The sequence below is a fragment of the Oceanisphaera sp. W20_SRM_FM3 genome (genome assembly GCF_052119705.1).
Taxonomy (GTDB): Bacteria; Pseudomonadota; Gammaproteobacteria; order Enterobacterales; family Aeromonadaceae; genus Oceanimonas.
Window position 1 is genome coordinate 62,902 of sequence record NZ_JBGQOP010000008.1, and the last position, 19,782, is coordinate 82,683.

Sequence of the window (19,782 nt, forward strand, 5' to 3'; positions counted from 1 at the left end):
CTCGAATATATATACAGCTCTATATTTTAACTCAACTGAGTCTGCATCATAACGAGCTGCAAGTTAGCAATAAAAAGATGACGAACCGGCGCTCTTAAACTGAGTAGTAGCCCATTTGTTTTAATTAGCAAATGGCATTCGCAAAATGCAAGGCTATATTAATCCTACTGCTGTAAAAATGGCTTATTATTAACGAGATAAAAGTTTTCTTTCTAATTAACTTGCTTCATTTTAAATGAAGATGTAAATTTAACTCATAAAAAATTATAACCATTAGGTGGATGCAATGACTGAATTCTTGAAAACACTACTGAACATCCGTAGTTTACGTGCGGCAACTCGAGATCTAACTTTGGATCAAATGGAAGAAGCCCTAGCTAAACTGTCTAGCGTGATTGAAGAACAGCGCGAAACTAAAGCAGCTGAGCAAGCAGTCGCCCAAGAACGTGAACGCAAGCTGAAAGAATACATGGAACAAATGGCCGCTGACGGCATTGATTTAAGTGATTTGCTAGAATTGGCAGAACCAGCTAAAAAAGTAAGTGCTCCTCGTAGCAAGCGCCCAGCTAAGTACGAATACACTGACGAAACTGGCGAATACAGAACTTGGACTGGTCAAGGCCGTAAGCCTTCACCAATTAAAAATGCCATGGATAATGGCACTAAAACATTAGAAGATTTCCTTATTAAAAACTAATAAAGACTATCTGATAAGTTTTAAAAGGGCCGTTAGGCCCTTTTTTATGCCTGAAATTTAGCATACCCAGCTATTGCCACCTGAGTAACTCATTGATAGAAAAAAGGCTTATTTATCTCGGTTTCAATAACCCATACAAAGGCTCGGCTAGGCCGTTATGCTTTAACTCATAGATAAGCGCCAATTCTGCCCCTATGGGGCCGCTTGGCCAACCCTGACGCTCTAACCAACATAAATACCCTAACGGTAAGGTGAGCAGCGCTTGCCCACTATGCTTACCAAATGGCATGGGTTTATTAATGATCGTTAATAGCTCTGTCGTGTTCAGGCTCACGTGTTTTTATTCCTTAAATTTCATTTTATTCATAAAAAAGGCGCATATATTATATGCGCCTCTATAACAAATACATATCCGCAATTTTATCGCACAGTTACAAGCTGTTATTGATGGCAGCCAGTACCTGAGCAGGATCCGACGCTTGGGTAATAGGCCGCCCTATTACCAAATAATCACTGCCTGCGGCCAAAGCTTGCTCAGGGGTCATAATGCGACGCTGATCGCCGGCATCACTGCCTGCGGGGCGAATACCGGGTGTGATGAGTTTAAAATCATGGCCCAATTCGGCTTTTAATAAGCTGGCTTCTTGGGCCGAACATACTACGCCATCTAAGCCTGCATCACGCGTTAACCGCGCTAACGCTAACACCTGCTCAGCAGATGAACGCAAGATACCTACCTGAGCCAAATCCTCGTCCGTCATGCTAGTCAGCACGGTAACGGCGATTAACAAGGGAGCCTTATCGCCATAAGGTAATAACGCCTCACGGGCCGCCGTCATCATGCGCATGCCGCCGCTGGCGTGTACATTGACCATCCACACACCTAACTCAGCCGCCGCAGCCACCGCCTTGGCCACCGTATTAGGAATATCGTGAAATTTAAGATCCAAAAACACATCAAACCCAGACTTTACTAGGGTGCGCACAAACTCTGGGCCAAACAGGGTAAACATTTCTTTACCGACTTTTAAGCGGCAATGAGCAGGGTCCAATTGTGCAACTAGCGCTAATGCGGATGCTTGATCCGCATAATCTAGGGCAATCAGAATTTTAGGATCATGTTTGATAGAAGTTTGCATACCAAGTTACCTTAAAAATTTATATAACAAGTGGTGAGGGGTAAGGTGAGATGAGTAAGGGTCGCTTAATTATTTGGTTTTAGCACTTACCCCTTCACCCTTTACGCTTCACACCTCACATTCAATGTGTTTACTCCCCATCTAAACCGCGCATGGGTCTTATGCTGCCCCATTGCTTACAAGACGGGCATTGCCAAAATAATGAACGCGTTGAAAAACCACACTGGCTACATTTATGGCTGGGTTTTAATTTCATTTGCTCGGCAACCAAGTTACTGAGCATATTCAAGCTTTCGCGCGCTCGACCCTGCTCCGCATTGTGCGTCTGGTAAGACATTAAGCGATGAAAGCCTTTCATCGTCGGATGGCGTTGTAATTGCGATAATACCATTTGCTCTGCCGCGAGGGACCCTTGGCGCTCGGCTACATAATCGGCCAGCATTAATACCGCACTGGCACCGCTATCTTCAGCTACCCATAAATGCAGCTGGCGCATAAATTCTGCTTCGTTGTTTAATTGCTGATAACACTGCTGCAAGGGAGACAAGACTTCACTGATGAAGTCTGCATCTTGCTCAGTCACCTGCAACAAATGTGTTAAGGCTTGAGACCAAAGTTGTTGCTGCATATAAAGTGCACCTAAGCGGATATTCGCTCTTACACAACTAGGGTCCGCCTTTAGCGCTTTCTTTAACTGTAAAATCGCCGCTTTGGCGTCTTGTTTGTGCCAATGCTGCTCGGCCAGCTCACAATGAAAATGACCAATTAGCGTCAGCGCTTTTAATCCTTGGCGTTTTTTTAAACGCTCGGCAATGGCAACCGCTTGCACCCAATCTTTGAGCTGCTGATAAATGACTAACAGTAAATTTAACGCTTCTTCTTGATAATCAGGATCGCTTTTCAGTTCGACGAGAATATGCTCGGCTCTGTCTAACAAACCCGCTGCTAAGAAGTCGCGCGCGAGTTCCAGCATCGCTAAATGGCGTTGCTCCCACAACAGATTAGGGCGAGCCACTAGGTTTTGATGAATACGAATCGCACGATCGACTTCGCCTCGGGACCTAAATAAGTTGCCGAGGGCGAGGTGCGTTTCTATGGTTTCGCTATCAACTTGCAGTAACTGAATAAAAAGGTCGACGGCCTTGTCTGGCTCGTCAGACAACAAGAAATTTAACCCAGCAACATATTGCCGAGAAAAGTGATTAGATTTTTTTTGAGCGTCCTGCCGGACCCCTCTGCGTCCCATGTACCAGCCATAAGCAGCAGCGACGGGTAGCAGCAGAAATAACAGTTCCAGCATAAAGCTTATTAATCCTTAATGGGCAAGGCCCTAAGCTCTGTTAACTCTTTTTGTTGACGCTCAACTTTTTTATGCAAACCTTTGTTGTTCATTTTTAGCCGCAGTAACACTACACTAAATACCAGCCAGCCAATGACAAAGCCCGCGATAAAGATAACTGCCAATAATGAAGAAAGACGATACTCGCCTTGTGCTAGCAGATAGTTTACCTGTACCAGCTGATCGTTTTGCGTGCCGAGCGTAATGCCCACGGCAAATAGTATCGCTAAAATAATGAGGCCGATAATTATTTTCACTTAACCCTCGCAACTTCCTGATTTGAGAACTCGCATTATCACGGAAAAACCGCATAGCTGCCAGTCGCGTTACTGTAAAAAGTGATGTAGCACGCTGCTTAATGTTCAATCAGTTAACTTACCTGATATTGAACAGAAAATAAGACTCAATAAATGGGCTAACAATAACGCCCTTAGCTGGGGTTAACACGCTCGCGCAGTTCTTTGCCGGGTTTGAAGTGCGGTACGTGCTTACCAGTCAACTCTACTTTTTCGCCGGTTTTAGGATTACGCCCCTGACGCGGCGCACGATAATGTAGCGAGAAACTACCAAAACCGCGGATCTCAATACGATCCCCGCCCTCAAGGCTGGCTGACATTTGCTCAATTATTTCTTTAATAGCGCCTTCTACTTCTTTAGCAGAAAGATGACTGTACTGTTCTGACAGTCTTTCAATGAGATCTGACTTAGTCATTTGATGCTCTCCTGATCAACACACAACAAAAAGGGGCCGCGAAGGCCCCCTTTTACATTCGGATAGGCTTATTCGCCTTTGGCTGCCTTGAAGGCTTCAGCCATTGCACTTAAACCAACATCTTCTGGCTGTTGTTGGTTAATGTTATCCAGAACGACTTTATCTTCAGCTTCGTCTTTCGCACGGATAGACAAGCTTAAAGTACGGTTCTTACGATCCACACCCATGAAACGTGCTTCGATTTCTTCACCTACTGTTAATACAGTAGATGCGTCTTCGATACGGTCACGAGAGATATCAGCAACGCGGACATAACCTTCCACGCCTTCTTCCATCTCAACTACTGCGCCTTTAGCGTCAACAGCTGTGATAGTACCCTTAACGATAGCACCTTTCTTGAGGTCAGCTAAGTAAGCATTGAACGGATCTTCGTCGATCTGTTTAACGCCCAAGCTGATGCGCTCGCGCTCTGGATCAACTTGCAGAACCACGGCGTCAATTTCGTCGCCTTTCTTGAATTCACGTACGGCTTCTTCGCCTGCGCTCCAAGAGATGTCTGACAAGTGAACCAGACCGTCGATGCCGCCGTCCAGACCGATGAAGATACCGAAGTCAGTGATTGACTTGATCTTACCGGAAACACGGTCGCCCTTGTTGTGGGTTTCCGCGAACAGCTGCCATGGGTTCAGTTTGCACTGCTTCAGGCCCAGAGAGATACGACGACGTTCTTCGTCGATATCCAATACCATTACGTCTACGCTGTCGCCAACAGAAACCACTTTAGATGGGTGGATGTTCTTGTTGGTCCAGTCCATTTCAGACACGTGTACTAAGCCTTCAACGCCTTCTTCGATTTCTACGAAGCAGCCGTAATCAGTCAGGTTAGTTACGCGGCCAGACAGACGCGTGCTTTCTGGGTAACGGCTAGCGATTTCAACCCATGGATCTGCGCCCAACTGCTTAAGGCCCAGAGACACACGAGTGCGCTCACGATCGTACTTCAGAACTTTAACGTTGATTTCGTCACCCACGTTCACGATCTCACTTGGGTGCTTAACGCGCTTCCAAGCCATATCAGTGATGTGCAGCAGGCCATCTACGCCACCCAAGTCAACGAAAGCACCGTAATCGGTCAGGTTCTTAACGATACCCTTAACTTCTTGACCTTCTTGCAGGTTCTCAAGCAACTGCTCACGTTCAACACTGTTTTCAGTTTCGATCACAGCACGACGAGAAACAACTACGTTGTTGCGCTTTTGGTCCAACTTGATGACTTTGAACTCAAGCTCTTTACCTTCCAAATGCAAGGTATCGCGTACTGGACGTACGTCAACCAATGAACCTGGTAGGAAAGCACGGATAGTGTTCACTTCTACAGTGAAGCCACCCTTCACCTTGCCGTTGATCACACCAATAACGGTTTCCTGATCTTCGTAGGCTTTTTCCAGCTGGATCCAAGATTCGTGACGTTTTGCCTTTTCGCGGGAAAGCAGAGTCTCACCGAAACCGTCTTCTACCGCGTCCAGTGCTACGTCTACGACGTCACCAACGCTAACTTCCAACTCGCCCTGAGCGTTTTTAAACTGCTCTACAGGGATAGCGGATTCAGACTTCAGGCCTGCATCTACCAGAACGATACCGTTCTGAATAGCAACTACAGTACCTTTAACAATGGAACCTGGACGGGTTTCAAGTTCTTTCAGAGACTCTTCGAAGAGTTGAGCAAAAGATTCAATCATATTTAATGAATACACTTTTTAAGTTGAACATCCAAAGGGCAATCCGGCACCTAAGGGGTGATTAGTATAGACCCGTTCCATCCTTGGCACGGGCAGAGTCAAGACCATCTTGACTAAAGGTATTGGCTTTTAAACCATTTCAAACAAAATAACCATAGCAGTTTATTCAACTAACTGCAGACCTAAGATGTTAGCTTTAGCGTGGTTTAACACTATATCCAACACTTGTGTGATAGATAAATGTGTCGAATCAATTACTAAGGCATCATCTGCCGCTTTCAAAGGCGCAGTGGCCCGATTACGGTCTCGGTCATCACGGTCTTGAATTTCGCTTAAAAGACGGTCAAAACTAACATCAAAGCCCTTATCTTGCAACTGTAGAAGACGGCGCTGGGCTCTTTCTTCGGCGCTAGCATCGAGAAAAATTTTCACCTGCGCATCCACAAACACCACAGTGCCCATGTCACGACCGTCGGCAATCAAGCCCGGCGCCACGCGAAACGCACGCTGGCGTCGCAGTAATGCCTCACGTACTCGCGGAAATGCCGCTACTTTGCTGGCCGCATTGCCCATTTGTTCGGTACGGATCGCTTGCGACACATCCTCGCCTTCGAGAATCGTTTTTACGTGCCCTTCTACAATCGGAAATTGCACATCTAAATAGGCTGCAAGCGGCACTAAACCTGCTTCATCGTCGAGCGCCACATTATGGTGCAAGGCCGCCAATGCCAATACCCGATAAATGGCGCCCGAGTCGAGCAGTTGCCACTGCAATTTTTGTGCGAGCAATTGGCAAAGGGTGCCTTTACCGGCCCCACCTGGGCCATCTACGGTAATGACGGGAGCTTGTTCTGTCATGGCTTTCTCCAGAAAATCATTAGCTTGAGCACGCGGTTAGTCTGGTGCTGCACGGGCGGCAGTATACCTAAGTCGGTTATTAAAAAGCAGTTATTACCCTATTTAAGCGCACAAATTCTAGCCGCTCATCCCCTTGCCCGACATTGCGCCTATACCTGTCTGCACTTCCGCTTTACAATACAGGTCATTTTTTTGTTACGTCTCAACTAACTTAATAACTAAAGAGGAACGCCATGAGCAGTGTTACCCGGATGGCAAACTCAAAACTGCCGACCCGCTGGGGCACCTTTACCCTGATCGGTTTTGAAGAAGTAGGCACAGGTAAAGATCATGCCGCCCTCGTGATGGGCGACCTAAACGACAATCAACCCGTATTAGGGCGTATTCATTCGGAATGCCTAACCGGTGATGCCCTATTTAGCCTACGTTGTGACTGTGGTTTTCAGCTGCAAGCCGCCATGGAGCGCATTGCCAAAGAAGGTCGCGGTATTCTGTTATACGTACGCCAAGAAGGTCGCGGCATTGGTTTACTGAATAAGATCAGCGCTTATAACCTGCAAGATCAGGGCAAAGATACCGTAGAAGCCAACGTCGAGCTGGGCTTTGATGCGGACATGCGTGATTACACTATTTGTGCCGACATGCTGCACGATTTAGGCATTAAAAAAATGAATTTGATGACCAATAATCCGCGCAAAGTCACCGCACTGGAAAGTTTTGGCATTGAAGTGGTGGAGCGAGTGCCGCTGGAAGAAGGTCGTAATCCCTTCAATGAGCACTACTTGGACACTAAGGCCGGCAAGCTGGGCCACATGTTTAAAGACTAATGGTTCGCCGTTAAACGTTAAGCCTGATTCAGTTAGTCATAGGCAATAACGATTTTAAGTTAAAAAAGGCGCAACACCCACAGCTTTGGGTGTTGCGCCTTTTTTGAAAGTGAAGCTTAACTCGGCCTTGGACATATATTAGATTTTATAGCCCACCCCGTTATTTGGTGGCCTGAGTCGAAAAATTTAAGGTTGACATCAAACCGTGCCGATTAGGTTTTAGCCAGGATCACGACTGAGGTCGATATTGCCTTGCGCTCACCTATCAAAACTTTTTCGCTCTTATCTCTATTTTCCGTGCGTTCCGTGTTCTTCCGTGGCAAAAATTTTTTAATCTTTATTAGCCATGACGCACTGTTTAAGGCAGTACTTCCTGTCCGTCCCAGGCCCATATACGCCCAGATTGCTCTGGGATTAAATTATCTAATACCTGCAATAAATGTGTGGCCGCTTGCATCGGTGTGTGTAATTGCCCCTCACTCAAGCCCGCTCTAAACGGCGCCGATAAATCGGTGGCGACCGTGCCCGGATGCAAGCCCACGATTAAAGCGTCAGGAAAACGACGTTGCCATTCGATACTGACCGTTTTAATGGCCATATTGAGTGCGGCCTTACTGATGCGATAGCTATACCAACCGCCGGCACGATTATCGCTGATACTGCCCACCCGAGCCGATAATGCCGCAAAATGTAACTGATCGGTACGCGTTAAGCGCGTAGCAAGGTATTGCGCCATGGCCAGCGTCGGCCACGTATTAATGTGTAGGCTGTTATAAAAGGCCGACTCGGTTAACTGCTCGATGCGCTTCTCGGGTTGTTGCTCTCCTTGCTGCAGCATGCCGAGAGTATTGATCACAGTCGCTGGCAAGGGATATTGATTACAAGTCTCTGCGACGGCACTGGCATCGGTATTGTCCACTGCATGCCAAGTCGTCTGTGACCAAGCCAAGTCTGATAATTCAGGCCGGGTGCGGCTAAGCAATAAGACTTGTTCGCCGCGCGCCGCCAGCGTTTCGGCTAAGGCACAGCCAATGCCGCCCGCACCCATGATCCAATATTGCATGGCACTCTCCTTTAATGGATCCCCCTTTAATGGATCCCCTTTGACCACTATCCTCTGATGAGTGTCCTCAAATGGCTCATCAATCAGCGTAGACCGAGTCTGAAAGCCTACTCTTTCACCTGTTAATAGATGCGATCAAGATAGCTCAAGCAGCTTGGGGCGGGCTAGGAGTATCAAGCAGACTGACCGCCCAAGAGGTCAATGCCTCACCATGGCGCAAAAAGTGCTCGCCGGTTGTTAAGGGAGCGCGTACGCAAACCGCCTGACCTTGATAACTAAAGCTTAACTGCCAAGCATGCAGATAAACCCGATCCGCCGCCATGCCGCCATAGCGGGCATCGCCTAATATCGGGCTGGCTTGGCTTTTCAGTGCCACACGCAACTGGTGAGTCTTACCGGTGAGCGGCTGTAATAAGAAGCCGCGCAGAGGATTAGCCAACGAAGACTCCGCAGATAAACTGTCTAGTAAACAGCTATGAAAACGGGTAATGGCGGGATTAACTTGGCTGCGGCTGAGTTTCCAACTGCCACCGCGGGCTTTTTCCATGTCACCTTTGATCAAACCCTGCTTTTTGCTCGGCTTATGACCTGATAATGCCAAGTAACATTTACTCACGTTACGCTCTGCAAACTGCAAGCTGAGCTCGCGGTTAGCTTTAGTATGGCGTGCCAGCAATAATACGCCGGTAGTGACTTTATCGAGACGATGGACCGGATACAAGGTTTCGCCCAATTGTTCGCTCAACAGCCGCACTATGCCGGGCTCATCACCCTCCTGATGCATGCCAATACCGGCGGGCTTATTGATAACTAAGTAATCCGGCGTGCTGAGCAGTATGTCCATCTTTAAATCTCTCATGACGGCTGTTGACGCGAGTACCTGCCAGCAGCCCGAAAATGCAAAAAGCCCGCTGCGTGTTAACGCAGCGGGCTTTTTAGTTGTATGGCGGAGGAGCAGGGATTTGAACCCTGGATGGGCTATAAACCCATGCCGGTTTTCAAGACCGGTGCATTCAACCACTCTGCCACCCCTCCGACGCCGTGCATATTACTCAAAGCAGCGGTTGCTTGTAAACCACTAAATCATAATTTATTGGTGAATGTGTATAAAGCACGCAAATTGCCGCATAGGTAACCAATACGCGGCTTAAGGCATGCAAGACAAGGCTCGACAAGCCGGTCATCTTATGTCCAAATGGTGTGATATTTTTACAGTTACGGGTTTTGTCTTGCCGCAGCGTACCAGAAGATCCAAGCAGCAAACCAAACCGATAAGCGAATTAGGGCCTAAGGAGTTTTACATGCGTTACCAAAATTCGATACCTCGCACTCAAACGAGTGAATTAGCGACCAATAAAGTACTGCGTAACACCTATATGCTGTTAGGTCTCACACTAGTGGTGGCTTCATTAGCAGCTGGGATCAGTGCCATGATGGGCCTACCACGCCCCGGCCTGATTATTACCTTGGTGGGCTTTTACGGTCTGATGTATTTAACCGAGAAAAATCGTGACAGCGGCTTAGGCTTATTATTTATCTTCGCCTTTACTGCCTTCACCGGTTACACCATAGGGCCCATCATCAATCACTACCTGAGCACGGCTAATGGTACTGATACCGTGATGTTAGCGTTAGGCGGCACGGCATTAACCTTCTTATCGCTGTCTGCTTATGTGCTGACCACCAAGAAAGATATGTCGTTCTTAGGCGGCATGATGATGGCCGGCTTCGTGGTGCTGCTGGTCGGTATAGTGGCTAATCTCTTCTTCCAGCTGCCCGCCTTAAGCCAAGCCTTGAGTGCGCTGTTTATTTTGTTCTCATCAGGCGCCATCTTGATGCAGACCAGCGCCATCATTCATGGCGGTGAGCGTAACTATATCTCGGCCACAGTGACCCTGTATGTGTCTATCTTTAATATCTTCTTAAGCTTGCTGAGCCTGTTAGGCTTAAGCCGTGACTAAGCCGTCACTCGGCGAAGAGTAAGCTAACGCCAAGCCCCGCAAGGGGCTTTTTTTATGGTGTTGAAATAAAGCTGTTGCTGTTCATTGTTGATAACTCACGTATTATCAGAACCTTGGTGTTTTTTTGAATTATTCCTTATTTTTCATGACGGGTTTTAAACAACACTATGCTTACTGGTTCCTCAACGTCAGCCTTGATACACGCCTTTAAGAACCTGCTCAGCAGCAGTCACGTTTTTTTTGCGCTTAAAGTATTGTTGGCCATGGGCAGCATCTTGCTGGCCGGCTTAGGCATAGATCACACGCCAGCGGCGGTGACACTCACACTTGGCGTGATGGCCGGCGCCTTAAGTGAGGTGGATCAAAATCCTAAAGGCCGACTGCGCCATCTCTTGATAAGCCTGTGCTGTTTTTTTATCGCCATTACCTTAGTCACGCTATTACTCCCCCACCCTTGGGCTTTTGGCCCGTTATTAGTGCTGGGCACCTTGGTGTTGATGCTGATGGCGGCGTGGGGAAATACTAAGGGTAATCTGGGCTTTGGTATTTTGTTGGTGTCCTTGTATGCGATGCAAGGCCATGCAGACAGCCCGTCCTTTTGGTATCAACCCTTGTTATTAACGCTGGGAGCGGCTTGGTACGGCCTATTGTCTTGGCTTATTTTACTTATCTGGCCCTATAAGCAAGTGCACGAACAACTGGCTCAGTGTTACTTTGCTTTGGCTCGCTATTTAGTCGACAAGTCCCGTTTCTTCGATAGCCCACCGGAGCAACATCAAGCACTGCGTCATCAATTAGCACAAGTAAACATCGGCTTAGTCAGCGCTCTGGAGCACACCAAGCGCATGCTTAATCGTCGCCGCAAAGGAAGCGCCCCAGACCCTGAACTCAACCGTTTGTTGGCCTTGTACCTGTTAGTGCAAGAGATGCACGAACGGGCAGCGTCCAGCCATTATTCTTATCAACAATTAAATCACGACTTACATCAAGATCCCGTTTTGCAGGGCTATCAAGTGTTAATGGTCGAGCTTGGCGAGTCTTGCAAACAGTTGGCCTACGCTATTTTAAATCATCACAGCTATCAGCACAGCAGACGCATTAATTGGGAGCTAAGCGCTTTACAAAATCAGATCGACTACGGCCATCTAAAACAGCATTATCCCGCCTCCTTGGTGAGTGCCATGCGTTATTTGGGCCGTAATATCGGTCATCTGCATCAAGCTTTGCTGCGCGGCGAAGCACTCACTCAGCCTTTGCTAAACGATCGACTGTTAAACGAGCTAGCCGTGGAGCTGGCACAAGTGCCACGCCAGGCGTTTTGGCCCAAACTCAAGGCACTGTTGCACCCAGACGCCCTATTATTTCGCCACTGTATCCGCCTGTGCGCCTGCTTTGCCGTAGGCTATGGGGTGATCTGCTATTTCGAACTCGCCCGCGGCTACTGGATATTATTAACCATATTGTTTGTATGCCAGCCCAGTTTTAGTGCTACTCGCCAGCGATTAATACAGCGCACCTTAGGTACCCTAGGCGGCATACTGGTAGCGGTGCCGTTATTAGCCGTATTTCCCAGTGTGGGCGCGCAAATGATGATTTTATTACTCTGTGCCTTCGTATTTTTCACCCAAATTAAAGTGCATTACAGCTGGGCGGTGGGCTTTGTCACCTTGTTTGTATTGCTTGCCTTTAACTTACAAGGCGGCGCCAGCGAGCTGATTTGGCAACCGAGATTAGCGGATACCTTACTGGGCTGTGCGCTGGCCTTTGTGGCCGTATGGTGTATTTGGCCGGATTGGCAACAGCGACACTTGCCGCGCTTGCTGGCAGATGCCATGGACGCTAATGCCGATTATCTGGCGGCTATCGCTAAGCAGTTTACCGAAGGCCGCATGGAGAGCCGCATAGACAACCTCGACTATCGACTGCCGCGTAAACAGGCGCATTTGGCTGACAATCAGTTAGCACTCGCTTGGCAGCATATTCGCGTGGAGCCTGTGGCTAAATATTGGCTAAGCGTCTGCTTTGATATTGCCTATCGTAATCACGCGCTCTTGTCGTATTTATCGGCTATGGGTGCGCACCGCAGCCAAGAAGTGCGCTTGTTGGATAATCAAGTACTGCAAATTCAGTATTTGGTGCAGCAACTACAAACGGCGGCTCACGCATTGCGCAGCAATCGCCCTCTGCCTTTGAGTACCACATTACCTTGGGTGGGGTTAAGTAAGCAGCCTAATAAGCAACCGGCAAACGAACAAGCGTCCAACCAAGCCTTCCCCTGCGCTGACACACCCGTTACCGAGCAACAAGAATGGCAATGCGTCAGTCAGCAGTTGATCAGCCACATAGCGTTAGTGGTTACCGACTTGTACCAACTGGCAGAGAATTTTCCGCACCCAGACGCAGCGACAGATGCGCCACCTCTCTGAGTTAGGTAATATTACGCCAGAGAAATATGGCTCAAAAATGCAGATATAAAGGAAAGAAGATGTTTGAATTTGCAGGGCGTACCATAGACACAGATACCCAAGGCTATCTTAAGCAGCATCAAGACTGGCAACCCGAGATGGTGCCCCTATTGGCAGAGCAAGAAGGCATAGTGTTAAGTAGCGAACATTGGGAAGTGGTGCAATTTGTGCGGGATTTTTATCTTAAGTACAACACGTCGCCCGCCATGCGCGCCTTGGTAAAAGCCATGGCCAACGAGCTAGGAGCAGATAAAGGCAACAGCCGTTATTTATTCCGCTTATTCCCTAAGGGCCCAGCTAAGCAAGCCACTAAACTAGCGGGCCTACCAAAGCCGGCAAAGTGTCTTTAACTACAGCGCCGGGCGCCCAGCGAAACAAACACTCCCTAATACCGAGCTTGTTTGATATACCGCTCTTAGTATTGCTTGGTGCTCGGCGCCGGGCGCTTGGCGCTGCTTTTAAGCTTGTTCAGGCTTTGGGTATTTAGCGGCGGTAGCAGCGATCAGCGGCTTCAATTCACCCTGTTGGAACATTTCCATGATGATGTCGCACCCGCCTACGAGCTCACCGTCAACCCACAATTGTGGAAAAGTCGGCCAATCAGCGTATTTTGGCAATTCGGCGCGGATCTCAGGATTTTGCAATATATCCACGAAGGCAAAGGGTTCGCCACAATTCATCAAGGCTTGTGACGCTTGCGCGGAAAAACCACAGCTGGGGAACTTAGGCGAGCCTTTCATATAAAGCAGGATCGGGTTCTCGGCGATCTGGGTTTTAATCTTCTCAATAGTTTCCATGTGCACCTCAAGTCGGCTACTTATTTGCAACCAATTAAAAACGGCAAGTCATCAAGATGACAATTCAAATGCCTATTCTACGTTATCCCTCACCGGTCACAAGTGCACTGCAAGAAAAATACCGCTTAAGGCTATGGCCTCGTGATTTAAGTAAGGTGATTGGCCGAGCATAACTGCAAATGATAAATATTCCTGTTATGACAATACCTTACCCTTACAAACGCTGGTGTTGTTTAGCCATCTAGCTAGCTGCTACAATGATTTAAGTAATTTAGCTGGTGCCACTCTTGTGTTGTGGGTGGTACCCGCCTGATAAAAGCAAGTAGCAATGTCGAGACCAGCCTCAAGGCTGGCACCATCAAAAATGGAGAATATAATAATGGCATTTGAACTTCCCGCCCTGCCGTACGCAAAAAACGCCCTGCTGCCACATATTTCTGAGGAAACTCTGGAGTATCACTATGGTAAGCACCACAACTCTTACGTGGTTAACCTGAACAACTTAGTCCCAGGTACCGAGTTTGAAGGTAAGTCTCTGGAAGAGATCATCAAAACTTCTGCTGGCGGCGTGTTCAACAACGCAGCCCAGATCTGGAACCACACTTTCTATTGGCATTGCTTGGCACCAAACGGTGGCGGCGAGCCTACCGGTGCTTTGGCTGACGCCATCAAAGCCGCGTTCGGTTCTTTTGATGCTTTCAAAGAAGAGTTCACTAAGTCTTGCGTAACTAACTTCGGTTCAGGCTGGACTTGGTTGGTGAAGAATACCGACGGTACCGTGGCTATCGCTAACACTTCTAACGCCGGTTGCCCGCTGACTGGCGACGCGACTCCTTTGCTGACTTGTGATGTGTGGGAACATGCCTACTACATCGACTATCGCAACGTGCGTCCTGACTATGTAAAAGCCTTCTGGTCACTGGTTAACTGGGAATTTGCGGCAGAAAACTTCGCCAAGTAAATTTTTAGTGTAAAAAACCCCGGCTTGCCGGGGTTTTTTTATACCTGCTAAATAGCCTGCTGTTTATCGCAATCTTGTAAACCAAGCTCTGCGCCGCCAGCTTAACCGCGTTAAACATAGCTTACGCTATGTAAAGCAGATCGATAAACGGCCAAATGCACGTCAACTCGTGCGCCAAGGTTGACGGCGTTGTGGGTTATTGCTGTACTGAGTCCGATTTTTAAGGATTTAGTGAGCGCGAGTTTGACGCTCACGCCTTAAAAGGTTACAAAAAGGATACAAAAAGGCCATTTGATAACCCTTAGTGTTGATTTCGATCAAACAGTCGCACAAAAACAGGCATTTGTGTGACGCGGTCTACACTTTTCAATTTCCTTACGCTATTATCGATAACAATTTATAAACCAAGGATGCTGCATTTAATCGTGAGTAAAACAAAGGACTTATCTCAAGCCAAGACCGACGTGCTGGTATTGAGTTACTCATCGATAACAAAACCGCTTTTCATTGGCTTTTTAAATGAGCCGCGTTTCCAACGCGACCGCCATTTCTCTTCTTTATGTGAACTACCTCTACACTGGAGTCTCTAATGTTAAGACGTACCAAGATAGTTACTACCCTAGGCCCGGCGACCGATCGCGACAATAACCTCGAAGGTATTATCAAAGCGGGCGCAAACGTAGTGCGCATGAACTTTTCTCACGGCACCGCCGAAGATCATATGAACCGCGCCAATCAAGTACGTGAAATCGCCAAGAGACTGGGCGTACACGTGGCGATTCTGGGTGACTTGCAAGGACCTAAGATCCGCGTTTCTACTTTTAAAGATAAAAAAATCCACTTAAGTCTGGGTGACAAGTTTACCTTGGATGCTGACTTAGGCTTAGGCTTAGGTGATGAGACCCAAGTAGGTATTGACTATAAAGATCTGCCACGCGACGTTAAAGTTGACGACGTGTTATTGCTGGACGATGGCCGCGTACAACTGCGTGTGGAAAGCGTTGAAGGCAACAAGGTATTCACGGTCGTTACCGTTGCAGGTCCCTTGTCTAATAACAAAGGCATCAACAAGAAAGGCGGCGGTTTATCGGCTCCTGCCCTGACTGAAAAAGACAAAGAAGACATCATCACAGCCGCTAAAATTGGCGTTGATTACTTAGCCGTGTCTTTCCCTCGTACTGGCGAAGACATGCGCATTGCCCGTGAATTGGCTCGCGCCGCCGGCAGCAACGCCAAGCTGGTTGCCAAAGTTGAACGCGCCGAAGCCGTTGCTTCTGATGCTGCCATGGAAGACGTGATCTTGGCCTCAGACGTGGTCATGGTTGCTCGTGGTGACTTGGGTGTGGAAATTGGTGACTCTGAGTTGGTCGGCGTACAGAAGAAGTTGATCCGTGCTTCACGTCGTTTAAACCGCGTCGTCATTACCGCCACCCAAATGATGGAATCCATGATTTCAGCACCACTGCCAACCCGTGCCGAAGTTATGGACGTGGCTAACGCCGTGCTGGATGGTACAGATGCGGTCATGCTGTCTGCTGAAACTGCCGCCGGTGACTTCCCGATTGAAACCGTTAAAGCCATGGCTGAAGTATGTTTAGGCGCCGAGAAGCACCCAAGCATCAACGTGTCTAACCACCGCATGAACTTCACCTTTACCTCGGTTGAAGAAACCATCGCTATGTCGACTATGTATGCGGCTAACCACTTGCAAGGTGTTAAGGCTATCGTTGCTTTGACTCATTCAGGTACTACTCCGTTGCTGCTGTCACGCATCAGCTCTGGTCTGCCAATTTTCTCAATGTCTGGCGAAGACAAGACATTGGCATGGAGCAGCATGTACCGTGGCGTAACGCCTGTGTATTTTAAGCACGACACTGCTTTAAGCAACGCCGAAGTGAGCCGTGAAGCCTTGGCTACCTTGAAGGCCGCCGGCTACGTAAACAGCGGTGACTTAGTGTTGCTGACTCATGGCGATGCCATGGAAGTTATCGGCAGCACCAACACCTGTAAAATTCTGACTGTTGAATAAGCTTAAACATTAAGCTGATCACAATTAGTAAAAAGCCGCTCATATGAGCGGCTTTTTTGATCCCAAAGCAAACACAGCCATACGCGTTACGCCGTACGCTGTCCGTTAAAGATAAAACCAAACCGAACTGCGCTTTTCCCTAAACGTAGGGCGTACAGCGTAATACGTACGGCTTGTTTTACAACTCCCCCGGCTTAAAGCTGTCGACGGCGATGGCAAGGCGGCGCAGTTCATCCGCATGCTGTAAGCGTTCAATGTCTGCATCACTGATAATATTGTGCTCTTTCGCTTGAGCCAATAACTCATCAAAAGGTAACTTGCGAGCTAAGGAGCCGGCTTTTTGGGCGGCGCGCAGCTTCTTCTCTATGTCTTGCACGCCCACCATGGCCAAGAACGCCGCTTCTACCTCACCCAGTCCCGGCACTGTGCCATCGGGCACATAGCAAAGCGTGGTTAAGCGTTGGCGAACACTTGATGGCGTCATTAACAGCTCGCTAATGGCCTGAGCGTGTTTATCCAGCGGCTTTTTATAATGATTACCAAACGGGAAAATCAAGGCTTTCAGTGTGCCGGCCACCACACGATTGGGGAAATTATCGAAGAAGCCCTCTAGCGCCTCGCCTATTAAGTTTAAGTTACGGCGCAGCGCATAATGCACGAAGGGCAATTCATCCTGAGGTCGGCCGTTGTCTTCAAAAAACTTCAAGGTGGCACTGCCCAAATACAAATGACTTAACACATCACCAAGGCGCGCCGAAATCATCTCTTTACGCTTGAGATCTCCGCCTAAAATCAGCATCGACATATCTGCACACAGCGCCAGCGCCTTACTCATGCGCGCCAGTTGGCGATAGTAAACGGCGGTTTCGCCCACTACCGGTGAGCGATTAAAGCACGCGCCTGTTAACCCCTGCCCCAGCGCACCAAATACGTTACCCATGGCAAAACCAATGTGCTTAAACAATAACTTATCAAACTCATCCAAGCCCGCTTGCTGATCTGGGTTGGCCGCGGCTTGTAGCTCTTGCAGCACATAAGGGTGGCAGCGGGTGGCGCCTTGACCAAAAATCATCAAGTTGCGGGTTAAAATATTGGCCCCTTCCACGGTAATGGCCACGGGTATGCCCATGTAGTTGTGCGCCAAATAATTTTTAGGCCCCATCTGAATGCCCTTGCCCGCGTGCACGTCCATGGCGTGATCCAGCACTGTGCGTGCCATTTCCGTCATATGGTATTTAGAAATAGCGGTCACAATGGCCGGACTTTCTTTTAAATCTAGCGCTTTCGCCGTTAAACGACGGGTGGCTTCCAGCTGATAGGTTAAGCCGCCGATACTGCCCAGCGCCTCTTGTACCCCTTCAAACTTGCCAATCGACAAGCCAAATTGCTTGCGCACATAAGCGTAAGCACTGGTGCTGAGTACCGATAAATGACCGCTGGCGGTGCCCAGCGCGGGCAAGGAAATGCCGCGCCCCGCCGATAAACACTCCACCAGCATGCGCCAACCTCGACCGGCAAACTCAGGGCCGCCGATGATCCAATCCAAGGGGATAAACACATCTTTGCCGTGAGTAGTGCCGTTTAAAAAGGCTAAGCCCATGGGGAAATGACGGTCGCCAATTTCTACGCCCGCATGACGGCTAGGTATTAAGGCACAGGTAATGCCGGGGGCTGGGTTATCACTGAGCAGACGGTCTGGATCAAACAGTTTAAACGCCAAGCCCAATACCGTAGCTCTGGGCGCCAGCGTAATGTAGCGCTTATCCCAATTGAGGCGAATACCCAACACTTCTTGACCATCAAACTCGCCTTTGCACACCACGCCTGAGTCTGGGATGGCACCCGCATCTGATCCCGCTTCTGGCCCGGTTAGCGCAAAACAGGGCACTTCTGTGCCCTTGGCCAGCCTTGGCAGCCAGCGGTCTTTTTGCGCCTGCGTACCGTAGTGCATCAGTAACTCGCCGGGGCCTAAAGAGTTGGGCACCATAACCGTCACTGCGGCACTGACACTGCGCGAGGCAATGCGCGCCACTATGGTGGAGTTAGCATAGGCCGAAAAGTCTAACCCGCCATACTCTTTGGGAATGATCAGTGAGAAGAAACCTTGGTGCTTAATGTAATCCCACACTACCTCTGGTAGCTCGCGATCGTCATTAACGATTTTATGGTCGTCGAGCATAGCCAGCAGGGTTTCGACTTGGTTATCGAGAAAATGCTGCTCCTCTGCTGTTAAACTAGACGGGCCGTAAGCCAACAGCTGAGACCAGTCTGGCTTACCGCTGAATAACTGACCATCCCACCATACCGAACCCGCTTCCATGGCTTCTTGCTCAGTCACAGATAGCGGCGGCAAGATTTTTTTGAAGGTGGCAAAGGCCGGTCCACTGATCCACTTTTTACGTAAACTCATGTTCCACTCCTTATTGCCCACTGGCGGTAATTGGGCTGTGCAATTAGGTAAGGTAGTTATGCATGTTGGCTGTTGGTCAAATTAGCTGTTCGACAGCTTTATGTTCGACTCCTTTCTATCCGACACCTTTCTATCCGACAAAGGGGCGGCACCAACGCCACAGGCCAGGTACGGGATCAATCTACGCACCAAACCTTCTACATCTATTTCTTCATTAAAATCATTTTTCGCAATGTCGCGCAGTGCCTCACTTGAAGCCATAGTGAACACCACTGTGCCTAGGGTGAAATGCAACCGCCAAAACACCTCGGCTTTAGACAATTGAGGCGCGGCTTTTTGAATCGCTTGGCTGAAGTGGCCCAATACAGGGCCGTAGTGGTTAACGATAAACCAACGCAAGAACCCTTGGTTATCGATATAACCTCGCCCTAGCAGCTGTAAAAATATCTCAGGCCCTTGGCGGCGCACGCTGCTTAAACTCAGTAGCGGCTTAACAAAACACTCAAAGACTTGAGGTAAGGTGAGCGACGGCTCAGTTAATAGCTGGCTGAGTGCCGCATCCGCTTGAGGCATAAACTGCGATAAGTAGCGGTTTACCACGGCTTTTATCAGATCCTTTTTAGAGCCGAAATGATAATTCACCGCTGCAAGATTCACCCCCGCCGCACCGGTAATGTGGCGTAATGAGGTATCATTGAACCCAAGCTCGGCAAATAACTGCTCGGCGGTATTAAGGATCTTTTGCTTGGTATCTAATTTGGCCACAGGCACCTCGTATCAAACGC

The 19,782-nt window shown here is 48.6% G+C and carries 19 protein-coding genes and 1 tRNA gene; 7 read left to right on the forward strand and 13 right to left on the reverse strand.

The window, feature by feature from the left end; genetic code table 11:
• The first annotated feature begins 286 nt into the window (after window positions 1-286).
• A complete protein-coding gene (locus ACEN2G_RS06385) occupies window positions 287-697 on the forward strand; it encodes an H-NS family histone-like protein (RefSeq protein ID WP_442020644.1) in 411 nt (136 codons plus the stop codon).
• Window positions 698-809: 112 nt separating this feature from the next.
• Here ACEN2G_RS06385 and ACEN2G_RS06390 read toward each other — a convergent pair whose 3' ends face one another.
• The 7 genes from ACEN2G_RS06390 to cmk form a co-directional block, all read right to left on the reverse strand.
• On the reverse strand, window positions 810-1,031 hold the full coding sequence (locus ACEN2G_RS06390; protein WP_442020645.1) for a DUF3820 family protein: 222 nt from the start codon (window positions 1,029-1,031) through the stop codon (window positions 810-812).
• A 97-nt stretch (window positions 1,032-1,128) separates the two neighbouring features.
• Window positions 1,129-1,836, reverse strand: a complete 708-nt coding sequence (gene pyrF, locus ACEN2G_RS06395) for an orotidine-5'-phosphate decarboxylase (RefSeq protein ID WP_442020646.1) — start codon at window positions 1,834-1,836, stop codon at window positions 1,129-1,131.
• 130 nt (window positions 1,837-1,966) lie between these two features.
• Window positions 1,967-3,136: a lipopolysaccharide assembly protein LapB gene (gene lapB, locus ACEN2G_RS06400; protein WP_442020647.1), complete on the reverse strand. Its 1,170-nt coding sequence runs from the start codon at window positions 3,134-3,136 to the stop codon at window positions 1,967-1,969.
• An 8-nt stretch (window positions 3,137-3,144) separates the two neighbouring features.
• On the reverse strand, window positions 3,145-3,432 hold the full coding sequence (locus ACEN2G_RS06405; RefSeq protein ID WP_442020648.1) for a LapA family protein: 288 nt from the start codon (window positions 3,430-3,432) through the stop codon (window positions 3,145-3,147).
• A gap of 173 nt (window positions 3,433-3,605) precedes the next feature.
• On the reverse strand, window positions 3,606-3,887 hold the full coding sequence (gene ihfB, locus ACEN2G_RS06410) for an integration host factor subunit beta (RefSeq protein WP_442020649.1): 282 nt from the start codon (window positions 3,885-3,887) through the stop codon (window positions 3,606-3,608).
• A gap of 68 nt (window positions 3,888-3,955) precedes the next feature.
• On the reverse strand, window positions 3,956-5,626 hold the full coding sequence (gene rpsA / locus ACEN2G_RS06415) for a 30S ribosomal protein S1 (protein ID WP_442020650.1): 1,671 nt from the start codon (window positions 5,624-5,626) through the stop codon (window positions 3,956-3,958).
• Window positions 5,627-5,788: 162 nt separating this feature from the next.
• Window positions 5,789-6,484 (reverse strand): (d)CMP kinase, encoded by a 696-nt coding sequence (gene cmk, locus ACEN2G_RS06420; protein WP_442020651.1) that lies wholly within the window; start codon window positions 6,482-6,484, stop codon window positions 5,789-5,791.
• Window positions 6,485-6,717: 233 nt separating this feature from the next.
• Here cmk and ribA point away from each other — a divergent pair, with 233 nt between their 5' ends.
• A complete protein-coding gene (ribA, locus tag ACEN2G_RS06425; RefSeq protein ID WP_442020652.1) occupies window positions 6,718-7,311 on the forward strand; it encodes a GTP cyclohydrolase II in 594 nt (197 codons plus the stop codon).
• Between the two features lie 358 nt (window positions 7,312-7,669).
• Here ribA and ACEN2G_RS06430 read toward each other — a convergent pair whose 3' ends face one another.
• The 3 genes from ACEN2G_RS06430 to ACEN2G_RS06440 all read right to left on the reverse strand — a co-directional run bounded on the left by ACEN2G_RS06430 (window position 7,670) and on the right by ACEN2G_RS06440 (window position 9,409).
• Window positions 7,670-8,374, reverse strand: coding sequence for an SDR family NAD(P)-dependent oxidoreductase (locus ACEN2G_RS06430; protein ID WP_442020653.1), 705 nt, complete (start codon window positions 8,372-8,374; stop codon window positions 7,670-7,672).
• A gap of 145 nt (window positions 8,375-8,519) precedes the next feature.
• The gene (locus ACEN2G_RS06435) at window positions 8,520-9,218 is read right to left on the reverse strand and encodes a TIGR01621 family pseudouridine synthase (RefSeq protein ID WP_442020654.1); all 699 of its coding nucleotides are present in this window, start codon (window positions 9,216-9,218) and stop codon (window positions 8,520-8,522) included.
• Window positions 9,219-9,318: 100 nt separating this feature from the next.
• Window positions 9,319-9,409: transfer RNA gene (locus ACEN2G_RS06440), tRNA-Ser, on the reverse strand.
• Between the two features lie 266 nt (window positions 9,410-9,675).
• On the opposite strand from ACEN2G_RS06440, the gene ACEN2G_RS06445 reads away from it, so the two are divergent.
• The 3 genes from ACEN2G_RS06445 to ACEN2G_RS06455 all read left to right on the forward strand — a co-directional run bounded on the left by ACEN2G_RS06445 (window position 9,676) and on the right by ACEN2G_RS06455 (window position 13,150).
• Window positions 9,676-10,335, forward strand: coding sequence for a Bax inhibitor-1/YccA family protein (locus tag ACEN2G_RS06445; RefSeq protein ID WP_442020655.1), 660 nt, complete (start codon window positions 9,676-9,678; stop codon window positions 10,333-10,335).
• Window positions 10,336-10,502: 167 nt separating this feature from the next.
• Complete coding sequence (yccS, locus tag ACEN2G_RS06450) at window positions 10,503-12,761, forward strand: YccS family putative transporter (protein WP_442020656.1); 2,259 nt, start codon at window positions 10,503-10,505, stop codon at window positions 12,759-12,761.
• Between the two features lie 59 nt (window positions 12,762-12,820).
• On the forward strand, window positions 12,821-13,150 hold the full coding sequence (locus ACEN2G_RS06455) for a TusE/DsrC/DsvC family sulfur relay protein (protein WP_442020657.1): 330 nt from the start codon (window positions 12,821-12,823) through the stop codon (window positions 13,148-13,150).
• Between the two features lie 108 nt (window positions 13,151-13,258).
• Here ACEN2G_RS06455 and ACEN2G_RS06460 read toward each other — a convergent pair whose 3' ends face one another.
• Complete coding sequence (locus tag ACEN2G_RS06460; protein ID WP_442020658.1) at window positions 13,259-13,597, reverse strand: Grx4 family monothiol glutaredoxin; 339 nt, start codon at window positions 13,595-13,597, stop codon at window positions 13,259-13,261.
• 379 nt (window positions 13,598-13,976) lie between these two features.
• Between ACEN2G_RS06460 and sodB the strand changes: the two genes are divergently transcribed.
• Together sodB and pyk are read left to right on the forward strand one after the other, a co-directional pair.
• Entirely contained in the window at window positions 13,977-14,558 is a 582-nt protein-coding gene (gene sodB / locus ACEN2G_RS06465) for a superoxide dismutase [Fe] (protein WP_442020659.1), read from the forward strand.
• Between the two features lie 589 nt (window positions 14,559-15,147).
• Window positions 15,148-16,587 carry a pyruvate kinase gene (gene pyk / locus ACEN2G_RS06470; RefSeq protein ID WP_442020660.1) on the forward strand — a complete coding sequence of 480 codons (1,440 nt, stop codon included), beginning with the start codon at window positions 15,148-15,150 and terminating at the stop codon, window positions 16,585-16,587.
• Window positions 16,588-16,765: 178 nt separating this feature from the next.
• Here the strand turns inward: pyk and ACEN2G_RS06475 are convergent, their stop codons facing one another.
• Window positions 16,766-18,997, reverse strand: coding sequence for an acyl-CoA dehydrogenase (locus tag ACEN2G_RS06475; protein WP_442020661.1), 2,232 nt, complete (start codon window positions 18,995-18,997; stop codon window positions 16,766-16,768).
• An 81-nt stretch (window positions 18,998-19,078) separates the two neighbouring features.
• Entirely contained in the window at window positions 19,079-19,762 is a 684-nt protein-coding gene (locus tag ACEN2G_RS06480) for a TetR/AcrR family transcriptional regulator (protein WP_442020662.1), read from the reverse strand.
• Between the last annotated feature and the right edge of the window lie 20 nt (window positions 19,763-19,782).

Coding starts and splice junctions, on each gene's coding strand:
- ACEN2G_RS06385 (WP_442020644.1), top strand. CDS start 287: ATGACTGAATTCTTGAAAACACTACTGAACATCCGTAGTTTACGTGCG.
- pyrF (WP_442020646.1), bottom strand. CDS start 1,836: ATGCAAACTTCTATCAAACATGATCCTAAAATTCTGATTGCCCTAGAT.
- lapB (WP_442020647.1), bottom strand. CDS start 3,136: ATGCTGGAACTGTTATTTCTGCTGCTACCCGTCGCTGCTGCTTATGGC.
- ihfB (WP_442020649.1), bottom strand. CDS start 3,887: ATGACTAAGTCAGATCTCATTGAAAGACTGTCAGAACAGTACAGTCAT.
- rpsA (WP_442020650.1), bottom strand. CDS start 5,626: ATGATTGAATCTTTTGCTCAACTCTTCGAAGAGTCTCTGAAAGAACTT.
- cmk (WP_442020651.1), bottom strand. CDS start 6,484: ATGACAGAACAAGCTCCCGTCATTACCGTAGATGGCCCAGGTGGGGCC.
- ribA (WP_442020652.1), top strand. CDS start 6,718: ATGAGCAGTGTTACCCGGATGGCAAACTCAAAACTGCCGACCCGCTGG.
- ACEN2G_RS06430 (WP_442020653.1), bottom strand. CDS start 8,374: ATGCAATATTGGATCATGGGTGCGGGCGGCATTGGCTGTGCCTTAGCC.
- ACEN2G_RS06435 (WP_442020654.1), bottom strand. CDS start 9,218: ATGGACATACTGCTCAGCACGCCGGATTACTTAGTTATCAATAAGCCC.
- ACEN2G_RS06445 (WP_442020655.1), top strand. CDS start 9,676: ATGCGTTACCAAAATTCGATACCTCGCACTCAAACGAGTGAATTAGCG.
- yccS (WP_442020656.1), top strand. CDS start 10,503: ATGCTTACTGGTTCCTCAACGTCAGCCTTGATACACGCCTTTAAGAAC.
- ACEN2G_RS06455 (WP_442020657.1), top strand. CDS start 12,821: ATGTTTGAATTTGCAGGGCGTACCATAGACACAGATACCCAAGGCTAT.
- ACEN2G_RS06460 (WP_442020658.1), bottom strand. CDS start 13,597: ATGGAAACTATTGAGAAGATTAAAACCCAGATCGCCGAGAACCCGATC.
- sodB (WP_442020659.1), top strand. CDS start 13,977: ATGGCATTTGAACTTCCCGCCCTGCCGTACGCAAAAAACGCCCTGCTG.
- pyk (WP_442020660.1), top strand. CDS start 15,148: ATGTTAAGACGTACCAAGATAGTTACTACCCTAGGCCCGGCGACCGAT.
- ACEN2G_RS06475 (WP_442020661.1), bottom strand. CDS start 18,997: ATGAGTTTACGTAAAAAGTGGATCAGTGGACCGGCCTTTGCCACCTTC.